Origin of the sequence: Pseudoalteromonas shioyasakiensis, from assembly GCF_024518675.1 — a bacterium.
In the GTDB taxonomy this organism is placed as follows: domain Bacteria; phylum Pseudomonadota; class Gammaproteobacteria; order Enterobacterales; family Alteromonadaceae; genus Pseudoalteromonas; species Pseudoalteromonas shioyasakiensis_B.
In genome coordinates this window covers 49,973-67,448 of sequence record NZ_JANIGL010000003.1, presented here as the reverse complement: position 1 = coordinate 67,448, position 17,476 = coordinate 49,973, and the positions used below count along the sequence as shown (strand labels likewise).

At 39.1% G+C, this 17,476-nt stretch carries 10 protein-coding genes; 8 read left to right on the top strand and 2 right to left on the bottom strand.

Annotation, left to right across the window (positions count from 1 at the left end; translation table 11 throughout):
- Window positions 1–23 precede the first annotated feature (23 nt).
- From NQT69_RS09775 to NQT69_RS09765, 3 genes are all read left to right on the top strand, one after another.
- Window positions 24–3,176 carry a DEAD/DEAH box helicase gene (locus NQT69_RS09775; protein ID WP_256827494.1) on the top strand — a complete coding sequence of 1,051 codons (3,153 nt, stop codon included), beginning with the start codon at window positions 24–26 and terminating at the stop codon, window positions 3,174–3,176.
- A gap of 1,150 nt (window positions 3,177–4,326) precedes the next feature.
- Window positions 4,327–5,808 (top strand): DNA recombination protein RmuC, encoded by a 1,482-nt coding sequence (rmuC, locus tag NQT69_RS09770; RefSeq protein WP_256827493.1) that lies wholly within the window; start codon window positions 4,327–4,329, stop codon window positions 5,806–5,808.
- Between the two features lie 12 nt (window positions 5,809–5,820).
- Window positions 5,821–6,399 carry a DJ-1/PfpI family protein gene (locus NQT69_RS09765; protein WP_256827492.1) on the top strand — a complete coding sequence of 193 codons (579 nt, stop codon included), beginning with the start codon at window positions 5,821–5,823 and terminating at the stop codon, window positions 6,397–6,399.
- On the opposite strand, the gene NQT69_RS09760 is transcribed toward NQT69_RS09765, so the two are convergent.
- On the bottom strand, window positions 6,396–7,286 hold the full coding sequence (locus NQT69_RS09760; RefSeq protein ID WP_256827491.1) for a LysR family transcriptional regulator: 891 nt from the start codon (window positions 7,284–7,286) through the stop codon (window positions 6,396–6,398). The two genes, NQT69_RS09765 and NQT69_RS09760, sit on opposite strands and share 4 nt — an antisense overlap.
- A 116-nt stretch (window positions 7,287–7,402) precedes the next feature.
- Here NQT69_RS09760 and tmpT point away from each other — a divergent pair, with 116 nt between their 5' ends.
- From tmpT to NQT69_RS09735, 5 genes are all read left to right on the top strand, one after another.
- Window positions 7,403–8,035 (top strand): thiopurine S-methyltransferase, encoded by a 633-nt coding sequence (tmpT, locus tag NQT69_RS09755; RefSeq protein WP_256827490.1) that lies wholly within the window; start codon window positions 7,403–7,405, stop codon window positions 8,033–8,035.
- Between the two features lie 214 nt (window positions 8,036–8,249).
- The gene (locus NQT69_RS09750) at window positions 8,250–10,592 is read left to right on the top strand and encodes a S9 family peptidase (RefSeq protein WP_256827489.1); all 2,343 of its coding nucleotides are present in this window, start codon (window positions 8,250–8,252) and stop codon (window positions 10,590–10,592) included.
- Window positions 10,593–10,840: 248 nt separating this feature from the next.
- Window positions 10,841–12,706, top strand: coding sequence for a CIA30 family protein (locus NQT69_RS09745; RefSeq protein ID WP_256827488.1), 1,866 nt, complete (start codon window positions 10,841–10,843; stop codon window positions 12,704–12,706).
- A gap of 76 nt (window positions 12,707–12,782) precedes the next feature.
- Window positions 12,783–13,766, top strand: a complete 984-nt coding sequence (locus tag NQT69_RS09740; RefSeq protein WP_256827487.1) for a sensor histidine kinase — start codon at window positions 12,783–12,785, stop codon at window positions 13,764–13,766.
- Entirely contained in the window at window positions 13,763–14,536 is a 774-nt protein-coding gene (locus tag NQT69_RS09735; protein WP_256827486.1) for a LytR/AlgR family response regulator transcription factor, read from the top strand. The genes NQT69_RS09740 and NQT69_RS09735 overlap by 4 nt, the downstream gene beginning before the upstream one ends.
- Window positions 14,537–14,556: 20 nt before the next feature.
- Here the strand turns inward: NQT69_RS09735 and NQT69_RS09730 are convergent, their stop codons facing one another.
- On the bottom strand, window positions 14,557–17,406 hold the full coding sequence (locus tag NQT69_RS09730; protein WP_256827485.1) for a TonB-dependent receptor: 2,850 nt from the start codon (window positions 17,404–17,406) through the stop codon (window positions 14,557–14,559).
- Window positions 17,407–17,476: the final 70 nt, after the last annotated feature.

Here is a 17,476-nt window from a genome sequence, read left to right as displayed (position 1 = left end):
TTATTTACACTGCCTTAGGCGTTATGTCTGCTAATTTATCAAAATCTGATCTGCTTGCTATTTTTGAAGAAATTAAACAAGAACAAGAAACTTTGTTTCCTCTTTCTGAACGCTTTATTAAACAGTTATTTAAGCCACAAGTGCTCGCCCAAGCAAAAGAGTATGTAGCAAACGGACAAATTAACTGGTTAGAGCATAATAGTGACTTTTCTGTTATTGATGCCTCAATGTTGGGCAATGAAGGTAGTACCTTTACTCAACATATTGAAATTAAAAAATTAGCCAATGGATTTTCAGTCGATCGTCACTGTTCATGTAATGCAAAAACTAATTGCCGTCATATAGCAGCCGTTTTACTAAAATTAAAAATTGATAACTCCGGAGAATATGGTCAAGACTATATTATGAATGATTGGTTTGATGAGCTTAAACAAATCAAACATACTCATACCGATAAAGCTAAAAATGTGCTTTTATTTGTGCTTGATGTTGAGGCATCTAAAGTCATCATAACACCTAAAATAGCAGGTGCATCTGCTGAGCATAATTATACATTAGGCCGTAATCTCACTGATCAACAGCTAAATAGCTTTGTTACTCCAACGCACTTACTTGAAAGTGACTTTCGATTATATAGCTGGATCCGCTCGCAAAATGCGCTAGGTAGCCTCGAGCTAAAAGGACAATGGGGCTTTGCTGCACTGCAACAGCTTATCGCAACACAAAGGTTGTTTTTTGGTCGCTCTCGTAAATCTATTAAACCGGCTTCAGCAGTTGATTTAAATTTTGTTTGGTCAGATTCAGACAATTTAAAACAGCTTAATGTTGGCATTGAAAATAAACAGTCGTGGTTATTATTAAAAACAACCCCGCCAACTTATTTAGACACTGAAACATTAACAATAGGCCGTATACGAACCCCTCTCAGTGGTGAAGAAGTTTCGCATATTCAATCTATACCAGCTATCCATAAAGATAATTTAGCGCGTGTTTATACACAAATAAGCACTAATTTTGGTGAGGGGGTTATTCCTCATTACTTACCCTCATCGCAGCAAAAACCAAAACGTCATGCTGCAATTGCACCAATAATTGAAGTTGATAACATTAATAGTCAGTTAAATATAAATTTAAAATTTAACTATCAAGGTAAACACTACACTCCAAACGAGGCACCAACCACCATACTTAATACAGCGCTGGAAAATACAGTAATAACAGAATTAATAAACCTCGGTTTTGAGCACTGTAAAGGCCCTTTACAAAATAATTTTATATTTAATAAACAAGATGATATTTATCAGCACTGGTTTAAGTTTGATCTAATACCTAGTTTTAAGCAACGTGGTTGGCAGGTTTCAGATAAAAAGCTAATAATAAAGAAAGCAAAAGTGCCTGTTACACTCGAAGTAAAACGAGGTAAAGGTCATCAAATAGTTAGTAAAATCTTGATCTCAAAATCTAAAGCTTCAGTTGTCTTGGCTAACGATAACCCAAATTATCAGTCTTTAAATCGGCAAAGTAACAAGTTCTTTTATTTCCCAAGTGGTAAAAGTTTTGCGGTAATAGATAAAAACGCGTTTAACACTTTATCTGATTTTATTAACCGCTTTGAGTTAATAAAAACCCGTGATGAACTACTGATCCCATTATCATTTTTGCCACAACTCATGGCGTTAGAGTGTATAGCTGTTAACCTAGTTGATGATAATTTAGAATCTTATCTACAAGAGCTGGATAATAATTCTAATTCGAGCCCTAGTAAAACCCTAATGGGCCTTAATAAAGGCGTTAAATTACGTGATTACCAGCAACAAGGTGTTGATTGGCTTAACTTTTTAAAGCGCCACAAGTTAGGTGGGATTTTAGCTGACGATATGGGGCTAGGTAAAACGTTACAAGTTATCGCTTTTTTGGCTAATGCTAAACGCAAAGTGCAAGCGGGTCCAACATTGATCGTCTGTCCAACAAGTTTAGTTAGTAACTGGCAAAACGAAATTGAAAAGTTTGCCAGCAGTTTAAAAGTTACGACTCTCTTTGGTGCATCTCGTATGGAGCCGTTACAGCATCTTGCACAAGCCAATTGTATATTAACGACCTATCCCCTATTAAAGCGTGATATAGCCTATTACACACCACTGTATTTTGAAAACATTATTCTTGATGAAGCGCAGTATATTAAAAATGACAGTGCGCAAGTTTCGCGATTGGTAAAACGTTTAAATGCTGATTTTAAGCTATGTTTAAGTGGAACGCCGATTGAAAATAACTTATTTGAACTGAAATCTTTGTTGGACTTTGCTATGAGCTCTTTACTTGGCTCTGTTTCGCATTTTAAACAACACTTTCAAATACCCATTGAGCGCGATGGAGATAACGAAAGGGCAAACGAGCTGAAGTCTCTAATAATGCCATTTATATTGCGTCGTACTAAGGCTGAAGTTGCGCAGGAGTTACCTTTAAAAACTGAGTTAGTAAAGGAGTTTGAATTTGAGCCTCAGCAAAAAGTAATGTACGAGGGGATCACACACTCATTAGAAGAGAAAATGATTAATTTATTTGCTGCACAAGGTGTGCAAAAAAGTAAACTCGCTTTTTTAGATGCTCTTCTTAAACTCAGACAGGTTTGTTGTCATCCCCGACTAGTTGATCCAGATACAAATGCAGGCAGTGCTAAATTAGCGTGGTTAAGTAAACACCTACCAACCATGCTGAATGAAGGGCGAAAAGTTATCATCTTTAGCCAGTTTACTTCAGTGCTGGATATACTTGGTGAACACTTAAATACTTTAAACATTGATTATAGTTTATTGACCGGGCAAACACGGCATCGTGAAAAAGTGATTGATGAATTTACTCAAGGTAAGAACTCCGTGTTTCTTATCAGTTTGAAAGCAGGTGGTACTGGGCTTAATTTAACGCAGGCCGATACTGTTATTCATTTTGATCCTTGGTGGAACCCTGCTGTTGAGAAGCAAGCAACCGATCGTGCGTATCGTATTGGTCAAACCAACCCCGTATTTGTTTATAAGCTAATAATGGCTAATTCAATTGAGCAAAAAGTATTTAAAATGCAACAAGAAAAACAAGCCCTTGTTGACGCATTATTTACCGATAAATCAATGAGTTTTACCAGCTTTGATGAGACGCAAATGTTGTCATTAATTAAGCAATAAAATTTATATCAAACTTTTTTGAACTTAATATGGCTTTTGCCGTCTACTATTGTGCGTGTGGTTAAATTGCAGTTTATCCAGGCATCATGTTGATTTCCCCGTTTAGTTACTTAATTTAGTAATATTGAGCCAGCTCCCTTTGAGCTGGCTTTTTTTATGCTTGGGTATATGTGCCGTTAGTTTGATCTTTTTTTTATTTATTTTTGAACTAACTGCAAATTATGTCGTCTACTATTATGCGTGGCGTTAAATTGCAGTTTACCCAGGCATCATGTTGATTTCCCCGTTTAGTTACTTAATTTAGTAATATTGAGCCAGCTCTCTTTGAGCTGGCTTTTTTTATGCCTGAGTGTTTTTTATGCTTGGTATATGTGCCGTTAGTTTGATCTTTTTTTAATTTATTTTTGAACTAACTGCAAATTACGTCGTCTACTATTATGCGTGGCGTTAAATTGCAGTTTACCCAGGCATCATGTTGATTTCCCCGTTTAGTTACTTAATTTAGTAATATTGAGCCAGCTCCCTTTGAGTTGGCTTTTTTTATGCCTGAGTGTTTTTTATGCTTGGTATATGTGCCGTTAGTTTGATCTTTTTAATTTATTTTTGAACTAACTGCAAATTACGTCGTCTACTATTATGCGTGGCGTTAAATTGCAGTTTACCCAGGCATCATGTTAATTTCCCCGTTTAGTTACTTAATTTAGTAATATTGAGCCAGCTCCCTTTGAGTTGGCTTTTTTATGCCTGAGTGTTTTTTATGCTTGGGTATATGTGCCGTCAGTTTGATCTTTTTTATTTATTTTTTGAACTAACTGCAAATCGCAGCGTCTACTATTATGCGTGGCGTTAAATTGCAGTTTACCCAGGCATCATGTTGATTTCCCATTTAGTTACTAATTTTAGTAATATTGAGCCAGCTCCCTTTGAGTTGGCTTTTTTATACTTGTGTTAAAACCCCCTTACTTAAATAGTTCCTTAGCTAATTGAAATTTCACCTATATTCAATTCTTATACATACCTGTGTGCATTTTACTAAGGGGTTTGTAATGCCGTGTAATATTTTTTCGCTGCAATAAAATAGTAAAAATACCTATCTTGGCATTTTTAGATTCGCTATGATGAATTGTCTTTTGGTTAATTAAGTTTATTTATGTATTTACAGCTACTTACAAATTTTGATTGGGTTAGTGTTGGCGTAGGTTTTACGTTCAGTGCTGTGCTTTTCAGTGTGATTGGGGCTGCGCGACGCAAGTCTCTTTACAAAGAGCTTAACGAGCAACAGCATCAGCTTGCTTTATTACAAACTCAATATAATGAAAAGCAGCAACAATATGTGGCATTAGTTGATGAACAAGATTTACTTGAGCAAAGTTACCAAGAACAAAGAGACGAAACACAACATTTTAAAACCCGCTTTAGTGAACAAGAGAAACAAAGTCAGCAGTACAATCATTATTGGCGCAAAGCCGAGGCCGATTTAACCTCATTACGCGGTGAATTTAATGCTCGAGATGTAGAGCTTAACTCATTACGTACCGTGCTAGAACAAAAGCAAACTCACTTTGAACAACAACTACAACATATAAAAGACAGCAAAGAGCAGCTGAAAAAAGAGTTTGAAAACCTGGCAAACCAAATCCTTGAAGACAAATCACAAAAGTTTAAAACCCTTAACCAAGAGAGCATAGAACAACTGCTAAAGCCCGTGCAAGGTGAATTAAAAGGGTTTCGCGATAAGCTTGAATCTATTCATGTTGAAGACTCAAAACAACGTGAAGCCCTTAAAATTGAGTTACTGCACTTACAAGCTAAAAGCCAAGCGGTTACCGAACAGGCTGATAAGCTAAGTAATGCGCTACAAGGGCAAAAGAAAACTCAAGGGAATTGGGGGGAATTAATGCTCGAAAACGTGCTCGACAGCGCAGGACTGCGTGCTGGTACTGACTATGAGCGTGAGGTTTCGTTTAATACTGAAGACGGTCGTTTGCGCCCAGATGTAGTAGTGTATTTACCCCAAGGGCGTCACTTAGTTATTGATGCTAAAACATCGTTAAATGCCTATACACGCTTTGTAAATGCAGATGACGACTTACAAGCGCAACAAGCGATTAAAGAGCATGTGGAAGCGGTTAAAGCTCGTATTAACGAACTAGCTAGTAAGTCATACGACCGGCTACCCGGGCTTAACTCCCCTGAAGTGGTGATCATGTTTGTGCCGATAGAATCTGCCTTTGTTGAAGCCCTAAAATATCAAAGCGATATTTACCAACAAGCTATTGAACAAAATATACTGGTTGCCACACCCACTACCCTTTTAACTAGCTTGAATATTGTTAAACAACTTTGGCGTTTTGAAGAGCAAACGAAGTATTCAAAAGAGCTGGCAAACCGCGCGGAACGTTTTTACAGCAAACTTAATGGCTTTTTATTAAGTATGGAAGGCGTAGGTAAACAGTTAGATAAAGCCAAAGAAAGCTATGATAAAGCGTTTTCGCAGTTATATCGTGGTAAAGGCAACCTAATTAAACAAGCTTCTGAGTTTAAAGAGCTAGGGGTTTCTGTACAAAAAGAGTTACCAGCCGAAACCTTGGAGCGAGCGCAATTAGAGCTAGATGAATCTAAACCTACTTAAGAAGCACTCAGTATGAACATTGGTATTTATATTTACGATAATGCAGAAGTGCTGGATTTTTCTGGCCCATATGAAGTGTTTAGCACGGCAAAGCGTTTGGCAGATAATAACTGGCAGGTATTTTTGGTGGCTGAGCACAAAAGTCTCGTTACAGCTCGAGGTGGTTTTGTTGTAAACCCCCATTACAGTTTTGCTGATCATCCAGCCATAGATGTGCTGATTGTTGTCGGTGGTGTACATACTGCTGAATTAATTAAACCGCAAGTAATTAACTGGATCAAACAAACAGCTGATTCTGCAAAGCACGTTGCTTCAGTATGTACCGGAGCATTCTTACTAGCAAAAGCAGGTTTATTAGACGGTTTAACGGTTACCACACATTGGGAAGATCAAGCCGATCTGGCTAATATGTTTCCAAGCCTAAAGGTGATTGCAAATAAGCGTTGGCTATCACAAGGTAAATTTACCACCTCAGGCGGTATTTCTGCGGGAATAGATATGAGCTTAGCGTTAGTTGCGCAGTTGATAAGCCCTGAACATGCAGAACTTACAGCAAAGCAAATGGAATATCAGTGGCATAAAAAAACTTAGCCCTCTGGTAGCTGCTGTTGAATAAAAGCGTGCATGTAATCACGTAAACAAACCGATTTTTTACTAAGTAAACGCCCACTTGGCCAAATAGCAAAAATCTCCCTTGGCAAACTTTGCCAAGCTGATAACACCCTTACTAACTCGCCCGTTTTAAGCTCGTTTATAATTTCAAAGCGCGGCAGTAAACCTACCCCTTGATGATCACATAGTTGATACTTCACAAAGCCTGTATCGTTATAAATACTGCTAAAGCGGCACATATGTGTGTAACTGGCGCGAGTTTGGTTATTAGTAAGTGGCCAATTATTTCTCAATGTTGTGCCAATTAAACGGTGTTGTTTAAGGTCACTTGGCTCCTCTAACTTCGTGCTATTAGCTAAATAGCTAGGGGTCGCCACTAAAATAGAGTCTGCTTGTCCGAGCTTTTTTTGTTGTAATAGCGAATCTTCCTGTGGTCCTATTCGTAGGGCTATATCGGCTTGGCTTTTTATTATGTCTTCTAGTTGATTGCTTAAAATAAGCTCTAATTGAATGTCAGGGTACGCTTTAGTGAACGACAACCACATTGGCCTTAAAAAACCATGGCAAATATTAAGTGGTGCAAGTACTTTTAACTTGCCATTGAGCTGTTCTTTTTGTTGATTAAGTTGATGGCTGGTTTGTTCAAATTGGTCAACTAAACTGGCGTAGCTTTGATAGTAAACTTGGCCTTGTTGAGTCAAGGTACACTGGCGCGCAGAGCGATGCAGCAGCTTTTGCCCAAGCCGAGATTCAAGACGTTGTAGCCGCCGTGTAACGGTTGCCGCAGGGAGCGATAAGTACTGCCCTGCTTGGGACAAGCCACCTTGTTGCACTATGTGCACAAATAACACAATATCGTCTAACATGATTCCACTTTTGCAATTTAAGTTTGATTTATTTGTTATATCTAACATTTTTGCAAGTGATTATCATTGTTTATATTATAAATTAGCTTGTTTCAGCTTTAATATGAGGAATCAAAATGGACGCAAATCATTGGCATGAACGTTGGGAAAAAAACGAAATTGGCTTTCACGAAGGTGAAGTAAACCACTATTTAGATCGTTATTTTACTAAGTTAAATTTACAGCAAGAAGGTACCGTTTTTGTGCCATTGTGCGGTAAAACTTACGATATTCATTATTTGTTGAATAAAGGCTTAAAAGTCATCGGTGCTGAATTAAGCGAAATTGCTATTTCGCAGCTCTTTAGTGAGCTTTCGCTTACCCCCACTATTAGCAAGCATGATCAACTAAAATGCTACAGCGCTGGTAATTTAACTGTTTGGGTTGGTGATATTTTTAACGTTAACAAGTCGCTATTAACTAAAGTTGATGCGATATATGATCGCGCAGCACTTGTTGCCCTACCCAATGAAATTAGAGAAAACTACAGCCAACACCTTATTGAAATAACAGGCAATGCGCCGCAGCTTTTGGCGGTATTTGAGTATGATCATAATGAAATGGCAGGCCCTCCTTTTAGTGTCGTAGCAAGCGAAATACAAGCACTTTATGCAGCGCATTATAAAGTTTACTTATTGTGTGAAGAGCCTGTTGCAGGTGGCTTAAAAGGGCAAGTGAGTGCTAATAATGTAATTTGGTACTTAAATTAAAGTTTGCAGTGAAGGTTGCGCTGTGAAAAAGCTGAAAAGCACTTTGTGCAGCTCAACCTACAATTTATTTACGAGGAAATTTTAATTTATCGCTTTTGAGCTTAACCTTACCTATATTGCGACAAACGTTCAGATCTTAAAGGTATTTTTTGCTAAAGTGATATAACTCACATAAATAATTACAATAAGCGCTATGCGCATTTAGGATCTCCACATGAAACTACTTAAATCCTCGGTTTTAGTACTGTCAGTACTCACCGGGCTTTCGTTATCAGGCTGCTCTGTAACACAAAATACCACAGGGAATACTGCGATGAGCCAAGTTAGTAATCCACTCACCCTTGAGCAAATCTATAAAGATAAATACTTTAAAGCACAACGTAGCACGTACTTTAAATGGCTAGACGATGGCACTGGCTACACCGTACTTGAAGAACGCGAAAGCGAAAAAGATAAAAAAGACGACGCTGATAATAGCAAAGCCGATGACGACAAAGAGCACGGCGTAAAAGGTAACGACATTGTATTTTACAATGCTGACGGTACGGGCCGTAAAGTGTTGGTTGAGTTTGAAAAGCTACACCCAGAAGGCGTTGATGAGCCGTTGGCAATCGAAAGCTACCAATGGTCAAAAGACGGTAAATGGCTTATGGTATTTACCAATAGCGAGCAAGTTTGGCGTTCACGCAGCCGCGGAGATTTTTGGTTACTCAATCTAGAGACCAACCAATTACAGCAATTAGGTGGTGCAGACGTTGAGCCAACTAAGTTAATGTTTGCTAAGTTCTCGCCAGATAGCTCAAAAGTGGCTTACGTGCGCGATAACAACATTTATATGCAAGCGGTTGGTAGTAACGATGTAACAGCGCTTACAACCGATGGCAGCGCCACTATTGTTAACGGCAACTTTGATTGGGTGTACGAAGAAGAGTTCACCATTGCTGATGGCTTTCGTTGGAGCCCAGATAACAAATCAATTGCTTATTGGCAGCTTGATACCAGCGACGTTAAATTTTTCACTATGATCAACAACACCGATGAGCTCTACCCTACTCTAAAAGAATTCCCTTACCCTAAAGCCGGTGAAACCAACTCAGCAGTACGTGTTGGTGTGGTAAGCCTTAGCGACAAACAAACCCGTTGGGCTGAGCTTGAAGGCGACAACCGCGACCGCTACATTCCGCGTATTAGCTGGGCAGGTACTGGGAATGAGTTAATGATCCAAGACTTAAACCGCCCGCAAAGCCACAATAAGGTATGGTTATTTGACTGGCAAAAGCAGCAACTGACTAAAATTTTAGAAGACAAAGATGATGCCTTTATTGAATGGTTTTATAAAGCCAATTGGTCAAAAGACGGCAAATTCTTTATTTGGCACAGCGAACGTGACGGCTGGCGTCATCTTTACCGTGTATCGCGCGATGGCAAAAGCATTATTGACCTAACGCCTGGCGATTACGATATTGTTGATATGCTCACTATCAATGAAGACAAAAATGTCATGTACTTTATTGCCTCGCCAAACGATCCTGGTCAGCGTTATTTATACAGCACACCGCTTGATGGCAGTAGCAAACCTGTGCGTGTAACCCCTGATGAGTTTGAAGGCTCTAACAGCTATTACATGTCTAAGGATGCCTCATGGGCAATGCACAGCTATTCTAAATTTGGCACCCCACCAACCAAAGAAATCATTAAAGTAAGCGATCACAGTAATGTTAAAACCTTAGTTGAAAATAATGAGCTGAAAGAAAAACTTGCTGAGCAAAGCTTACCAAGCCATGAGTTTTTTAAAGTGAATGCGCAAGATGGTACCGAGCTTGATGGCTACATTATGTTCCCAGAGAACATGGATAAAAGTAAAAAATACCCGATTGTGTTTTACGTATACGGCGAACCGTGGGGCTCAACAGTACAAGACCGCTGGGAAGGCAATAGCTACTTGTATAAATCACTGTTAACGCAAAAAGGTTTTATTGTCGCATCGGTTGATAACCGCGGTACACGTGCACCAAAAGGCCGCGATTGGCGCAAATCGATTTATAAAAAAATCGGCTCTGTCACCGTGCAAGATCAAGTTGATGCGCTAGATGCTATGGCAAAACGTTGGGATGTAATAGACACCGACCGCGTTGGCGTGTGGGGCCACTCAGGTGGTGGCAGTTCAACCCTTAACTTACTGTTCCGCCACGGTGATAAATTTAAAGTGGGTATTGCCTCTGCGCCAGTGCCAGATATACGTTTATACGACACTATTTACCAAGAGCGTTACGCGGGTAACCCAAATATCGATCCTGAGAGCTACGATAACACCTCGCCTATCACCTTTGCTAAAAACCTAACGGGTAAGCTATTGCTGATTCACGGCACTGGCGATGATAACGTGCATTACCAAGGCTCAGAGCGTTTAATTGACGAACTCGTTAAGCACAATAAACAGTTTGAGTTTTTCTCATACCCAAACCGTTCACACAGCCTACGTGAAGGTAAAGGCACTGCCCTGCACTATCACACTATGATGGCCGAGTTTTTTGAAAATAACTTATTAACTAAGTAATCGATTTAAAAAAGTAAAATACTGAAGCCGCATACTAATTATTAGTGTGCGGCTTTTTTAATCAAAACGTAATGGGGGTTTACAGCTGAGGTGGAAGATTCAAGGAGCAAGGTAAAAAGTGAAGTTATTAATAAATGTCGATTCAAGTGCAAATTGTGTCGGTTCAGCCAAACATTACTGAATAGTGTAATTTAAAGCGCTAAATTTCATATCAACAACTCAGAAATTGTATTGATAAGGAATTTAAAATGAAAGCTATAACAAGAGCTGTAACAAAAACATTCACCGGATTATGTTTAGTCGCTCAATTGAATGCATACGCCATTGATTTGCGAGTTGATAACGTACGTATATACCAACATGAATCGCAAGGCTTTTCTGCGCCGAGTAGTATTTATATTGATGACGGAAAAATAGTAAACATTACTAAGGCGTCGAGCGAGAAGCAGCAGGCTGATAATATCTTTAATACGAATAATCAATTTGCATTACCTGGGCTGATTGATTTGCACGTACATTTAGGTTCTTCAGGGAGCAATTTCACAGAGTTTCAATATTTACCGGTAAAATCGCATTTCAATGCTAATTTATACTTAGGTGTGACTAATATTGTTGATTTGTTTTCATTTCAACAAACCCTTGATGAAGCGGCAAAACTAAAAGCGACGCAGACCACCCCTAACTTATTTTATGCCGGCACCTTATTTACCAACCCGGGTGGTCATGGCACTCAATTTGGTGGCAGCGTTTATGAAATCAGTAATGACAGCGACATTGATGGATTATGGCAACAGCATATGGCTACCAATCCAAATCTTACTAAAGCAGTGATTGAAACATTTGGTGGTACTGGCAGCTCACTCACAGATAGCCAATTAGCACAACTTGGTAAACGATCTAAAGCCGCTGGCTTACCTTACTTTGTGCACGTATCTACATTAGCGGATGGTAAAAGAGCCATAAAAGCGGGGGCCACTGCGCTTGCTCATGGTATTAATAGTGAAGCGATTGATGATGAGTTTATTGCCTTAATGAAGCAAAATAAGGTGACTTATATTCCTACCCTTGCGGTTTACCATAATCACAGTGATGAAAAACATAATCACGCATTAAGCTCGCAATCTGAGTTATTAAAACCCGTACCAAATAAACTGCAAGGCTGCTTATTTGAGAACGTGCCTGCGCCATCAAAATGGAAAGAGCACAGCTGGCAAGCACGCAGTATTGCCTACGCTAATATTCAAAAGTTACAGCAGGCGGGCGTTATGATTGGCACAGGCTCAGATGCGGGCAACCCTTACACGTTGCATGGTTTAGGCTTGCATAACGAGATTGACGCGCTAAAAAAGGCGGGCTTAACGAATGCACAAATTATTGATGCAGCAACAGTTAATGGCGCACAGGCAATAAATCAAAGTAAAAATATCGGCCAGCTAGCAACGGGTTTTGAGGCAAGCTTTATCTTGCTAGAGCAAAACCCCATTGAAGATATAAGCGCTATACATACAATTTCACAGGTTTATAAGTCGGGTCAACAAGTTAACCGAGAAGAGCTACTAAGCGAAAATGCTAAAATCGAACCACAAGGCCCTGCATGTAATCAAGCAGCGCAAAGTACAAAGACACAACAAAGTATTGATGACTTTAACGGCCAATCACCTTGGCAGGAGTTAAGTGATGAGGTTATGGGTGGCCAATCAAGTGTTATATTAACGCCAAGTCCCCAGTATTTAACAATTGAGACTGCGGTCGCTAAACCAACTAACTTTGGTGCTTGGGCGGGTGCTGAAATAAAGTACGCACAGCCAGTAGATGCATCAGCCTATACCGGTGTGCGACTTACTTATAAAGGGTCTACAGTGCCATTTGCTTTAGCAATCTACCACAGTGATGTGAAAGACTGGGACAACTTTAGTGTGCTAGTAAAACCCAGCGCTCAATGGCACACAATCGACCTTCCTTTTAGTGAATTTAAGCAGTTTGGCTTTGGTAACTCTGTTACGTGGTCTGCGCAAAAAATTACTGGATTTAATCTAATGTGGCGCAAAATGCCCAGCGCAGCAGAGACAATATTAAGCAACACATTAGAAATTAAAGAATTTAGTTACTATTAAACAGTTAAGGCCATAATCAATAAGTTTGGTTTTGGCCTTGTTTATTTGTTATGGTTTTTAAAAAAGAATCTTAATTATGTTTAAACACCCTTTTTATAAATACAGTTTTTGTATTCTGCTAATTGTAGATATCGCTTATGCGTTTGGCCTTGTAATCGCCAATTCAGTCCCTATTTCTGGTGACACCGTGATTGCCTCGCTTGTTTGGTTTGTAACCTTTTACTGGATACCTGTATGGGCTGCTGCCGCGTTAATTTTTTATCTTCGTGATAAGGGCTATGCGAAGATAATTTTTGAATGGCTAATCGCCGTTACATTTATGGCTGTGGGTAATCTTGTCACCGATCATGTATTACTCAGTTTATATGACGATTACCGACCTCTTGGTATTTTTGTTATTTTTAATGGCTTGATTTGGGGCTCTTGTACATACTTTTTAAGTATTTACATCGAAAGTAAAAAGAAAGTCGCCACTGAAAAACACTCACGTAAAAAAGCACAGCTTGCCACGTTGCGTTATCAATTAAATCCGCACTTTATGTTTAATAGCCTTAATACTATTTCTGCGTATATTCATACAAACCCTGATTTAGCTGACGAAGTACTGCATGAACTCGCAGACATTTTGCGTTACTCCCTCGATACAGCAGAGCAAACCCTCATTCCGCTTGAGCAAGAGCTCGCCATTATTGAGAAGTATTTAAATATTGAAAAAGCGCGCTTTGGTGAAAAGTTGCAAGTGCATTTTCTTATTCCTCAAGAGCTAAAAAATATTCATATTCCACCACTCATTATTCAGCCGATTATTGAAAATGCCATCAAACATAACGCGCTGCAGAGTAACTTAGTTTTAAAGATTGAGCTTGCTGTGATCGACAAAGGTGTGCAAGTGAAAATTAGCGATAACGGTAAAGGATTTAATGAAGAGGTTTTAAAGCAAGGATACGGTTCAGGGGTTGGTATGAAGAACATACAGCAGCGAGTCAACCAGTTAGGTAATAGTAAAATCGCCCTGAGTAATCACGGTGGTGCGGTGGTTTGTTTGGAGTTAGCGTTATGAGTGAAGCTGTTAGTAAATTACGCTTGGTTTTTGCTGATGATGAGTTGCCAGCACGAGAAAAGCTCTCTCATCAACTAAGCCTCATGGATAACGTTGAGGTTGTGGGCATTGCTAGTAATGGCAAAGAAGCCATTTCATTAATAAACGAACTTAAACCTGACGTTGCGCTTTTAGATATTCAAATGCCAGAAATTAATGGTTTAGAGCTTGTTGATTTACTTGCTCATCAACCGTTGATCATCTACACAACTGCTTACGATCAATTTGCCGTGCAAGCATTTGAACATGCCTCAATTGACTATTTGTTAAAGCCCTTCCCCATTGCTCGGCTAAAAAAAGCACTGGAGAAAGCGCTACAGCAGCTTTGCCAACAACAGGCTATTGTACGTGCGAATGCTGAGCCTAAAAGAGTGCAGTATGAATTAGCCGACAACAAACTTAATAAACTCATTAGTAAAAGTGGCGAGCGAATTTTTTTACTATCACCAGCAGATATTAAATTTATTAAATCAGAACAAGGAAATAGCCTTGCACACGATGGTACAACATTACATCACTTAAGTGACACCTTAGATCAGCTAGAGCACAGCTTATCTGGCCAGAACTTTGTGCGTATCCACCGTAGTTACCTTGTAAATATTGACCACATAAAAGAAATTCAGCGCTGGTTTAACGGCAAGCTAATGGTGATTATAAATGATGATGAGAAATCTGAACTTAGTACCAGCCGCGCAGGCGCAGATAAACTAAAGCAGCTGTTAAAGATTTAATTATTTCGATGAGCACTATCCTAAATTTCTAGTGACAGGCTTACGACAAAACGGCGGCCAAACTCTTCTACTTTCATTAATGAGCTGGCGTTGTCAGTTTTGGCGCTGCGAGTAAGAGTTTCGTTGGTGGCATTAAATACATCTAGGCGAAGACTTGCACTGGTTGAGTAAAACCAACTGAAACTTAAGTCAGTGCTGGTATAAGCTTCAACATAAATATCAGCGTTATTACTGATGTCCCGATGTTCTAAAAAGTCACTACGATAGTTTATATTGATCGCGGCTTGCCATTTATCATCACTGACCAAAAACCGCAGATTACCGGCCCAATCAGATACCCCTTCAACATCAAAATTATTTTCACCAGGAGTTATAACATCAGCATTTGTTATATGGGTAAGGTTGGCAGATAGTTGGCTTTGTAAAAACCATGGGCTGTATAGTGGTAGTTGCCATTGTGAACTAGCCTGTAAACCATTTACAGTCGCTTTGCCATCGTTAGTCTGTTGTAGGGAAATATAATCTAGCCCTTCATAGTTAATCGTTTTAGTTTGTTCAACGATGAAATTATCCATATTATGGTTAAAAGCTAGTAGCTGTAAGTTTAAATCCTCTGGTAACCAATTAACTGAAAGTGTGCTGGTATTAGCAATAACAGGCTCTAAATTTGGGTTACCAAGTTCGGCATAAGGTAAACCACCGGAGTTAACATGTAGTTTGGGGTTAAGATCCGAATAATTTGGCCGATTAACCGAGCGACTATAGCTTGTTCGCCATTGCCAATAGGTTGATGGTTGCCATTTTATATTAATTGAAGGTAGCCAAATATTATGGTGATGATTGTGTTTCAAAGGTGTTAATTCACCATCAGTTGTAAGTTGAGCACCTTGTGTTTCATTTAATGTATTACTGTAACGTAGCCCTGCGTTTAAAGTAACGTTTGCTAATTGCCATCGTGAAGATATGTACCCTTCATTTGATTCAAAACTAACTTGATAACTATTAAGTTGGTCGTTATCAGTAATATTATTAAACGGTAAATTAATATCATAGAGCTGAAATAAATCGCTTTTTGGGATCAGCCACGACTGCACTTCAGAATTCATAAAACCAGCGCTAAAGCCATGTTGAATTGGCTCAAGCCAGCGGCCATCTAATTTCGGCAAAGCGTTTAAAGATTGGGCGTCTAAACTAATATCTCTGCGAGTATAACTATATTGTTGTGTTGAACTTAAAAAGCCAAATTGCAAATGCTGAAAACCAGACTCAGTTGAACTGTGCCAGCTGCCATCAATTCCCCATTCACTCACTTGATTAAGTACATTGATAGTACGTTTACTCATTTGATTGATATGTGAATAGCTATTAACAAGGCCTAAATTACGGCTAAAGCTATAGTCATTTACAGAGTCAGTTTGTAAATCAACGTAGGCATTCATAGGGGAAAGTGCAGCATGCACTCTCGTGATGGGCTCTTTGGTTTCGCTTTTTGCTTCGCTACGACTATAAAAAGGAGAAAGAGTTAATGGTATTTGCTCATTTGGTTGCCAGTGTGCGTCTACTTGCAGCGTTTGATTCGCATAATATAAGTTAGACTCTTCACGACTGGTTTTAGCATTTACATTATTAAAAAAGAACTTATTTATACTATTTAATGGTGTTGAAACCTCTGCAATTGCATTTTGACTCTGAGGGTTGATCCCTAGTCTATGCTCATCAAACGAAAAGTCAGTGTCGGACCTAAACCAAAGTGTATTGAGCGTTAAATGATCTGAAGCTTGCCATGCTAAAGCGCCGTAATAAGTGGCGCGAGTACGATCTTCGTTTTCGATGGTAATAGCTAAACCGTCTGTAGGTACTAAAATTTTATCGTCTAATCCTGACCACTGATATTCACTCGGGGCACCACTATTATCACCCCAATGCCAGCTTTCAAACTGATATTGGCGTTGTAAGCGATTTTCGTAGTTCATTTTGAAAATAACACCTACCTTGTCGTTTTTGCCATTTGCAGTTAAGCCGAAGCTCGGTTGAAAGTTACGCTCATCTTCTAAAGTTGCTGCGGTTAGCATTACTTGTAGATTATTTTCTTCGTAAGCTAGTGGGTCATCGCTTAATAAATTGACAGTCGCCCCTATAGCACCACTTGGTAAGCTTGAGTTTGCAGTTTTGAATACCGTGATATTGGAGAATAACCCAGCGCTGAAAATATCAAACCTATGTTGTTGCCCATACTGATTTGAGTTACGAACATTTTCTGTATTAGCTAGACGGCGACCATTAAAGAGCGTTAATTGGTATTCAGCACCTAGTCCCATAGCATTGATGTTAAGCGCTTCACCTCGGTCACGAGTAATACTTAAGCCCGGTACGGCTTGTAATGCTTCGGCTAGGTTTTCAGCAGGTAATTGTGTCAACATTGCGCCAATTGCTACTTCACTCTCCCCTGCATAATCACTTTTTGCTTGTTGCGCATAACTAACAGCCTGATGATAATCAGTATTGTAAGCTTGAATAGTGGACGTTGTAGGTAACTGCCCAGTTACCGTAACTTCTTCTAATAAATTTACTTTTTTAGATGATAAGGGCACTTCATTTGATGCTGGTATTTTAAAAATAATGATACCAGCAGGTGTTTTTTGCCAGCTTAATCGATGAGGTTTAAGTAGTTGATTAAGTGTGTTTTCCACAGTTGTAACTTGGATTGGTTTTTGTACTAGCCCCTTGAGTAATTGGGTATCGTAAATTAATGCTGTATTAGATTGTTCTGACAAACTGGTAAGTTGTTCTATTAAACTTGAATTCGTTGCCTTCGCTGTAAAACTAAGGCCCACAAGTGCTACACATAATAAACTGCTTATACGTAACATCTATGAACGGCCTTTTAATCTCATAAAACTCTAAGTGTGAAGAACTTAGATGAATAATTTATGACAGCAC

What these genes read in the sequence shown, in the direction of transcription:
- NQT69_RS09760 (WP_256827491.1), bottom strand. Translation starts at nt 7,286, where the DNA reads ATGTTAGACGATATTGTGTTATTTGTGCACATAGTGCAACAAGGTGGC.
- NQT69_RS09745 (WP_256827488.1), top strand. Translation starts at nt 10,841, where the DNA reads ATGAAAGCTATAACAAGAGCTGTAACAAAAACATTCACCGGATTATGT.
- NQT69_RS09765 (WP_256827492.1), top strand. Translation starts at nt 5,821, where the DNA reads ATGAACATTGGTATTTATATTTACGATAATGCAGAAGTGCTGGATTTT.
- NQT69_RS09730 (WP_256827485.1), bottom strand. Translation starts at nt 17,406, where the DNA reads ATGTTACGTATAAGCAGTTTATTATGTGTAGCACTTGTGGGCCTTAGT.
- NQT69_RS09775 (WP_256827494.1), top strand. Translation starts at nt 24, where the DNA reads ATGTCTGCTAATTTATCAAAATCTGATCTGCTTGCTATTTTTGAAGAA.
- rmuC (WP_256827493.1), top strand. Translation starts at nt 4,327, where the DNA reads ATGTATTTACAGCTACTTACAAATTTTGATTGGGTTAGTGTTGGCGTA.
- NQT69_RS09750 (WP_256827489.1), top strand. Translation starts at nt 8,250, where the DNA reads ATGAAACTACTTAAATCCTCGGTTTTAGTACTGTCAGTACTCACCGGG.
- NQT69_RS09735 (WP_256827486.1), top strand. Translation starts at nt 13,763, where the DNA reads ATGAGTGAAGCTGTTAGTAAATTACGCTTGGTTTTTGCTGATGATGAG.
- tmpT (WP_256827490.1), top strand. Translation starts at nt 7,403, where the DNA reads ATGGACGCAAATCATTGGCATGAACGTTGGGAAAAAAACGAAATTGGC.
- NQT69_RS09740 (WP_256827487.1), top strand. Translation starts at nt 12,783, where the DNA reads ATGTTTAAACACCCTTTTTATAAATACAGTTTTTGTATTCTGCTAATT.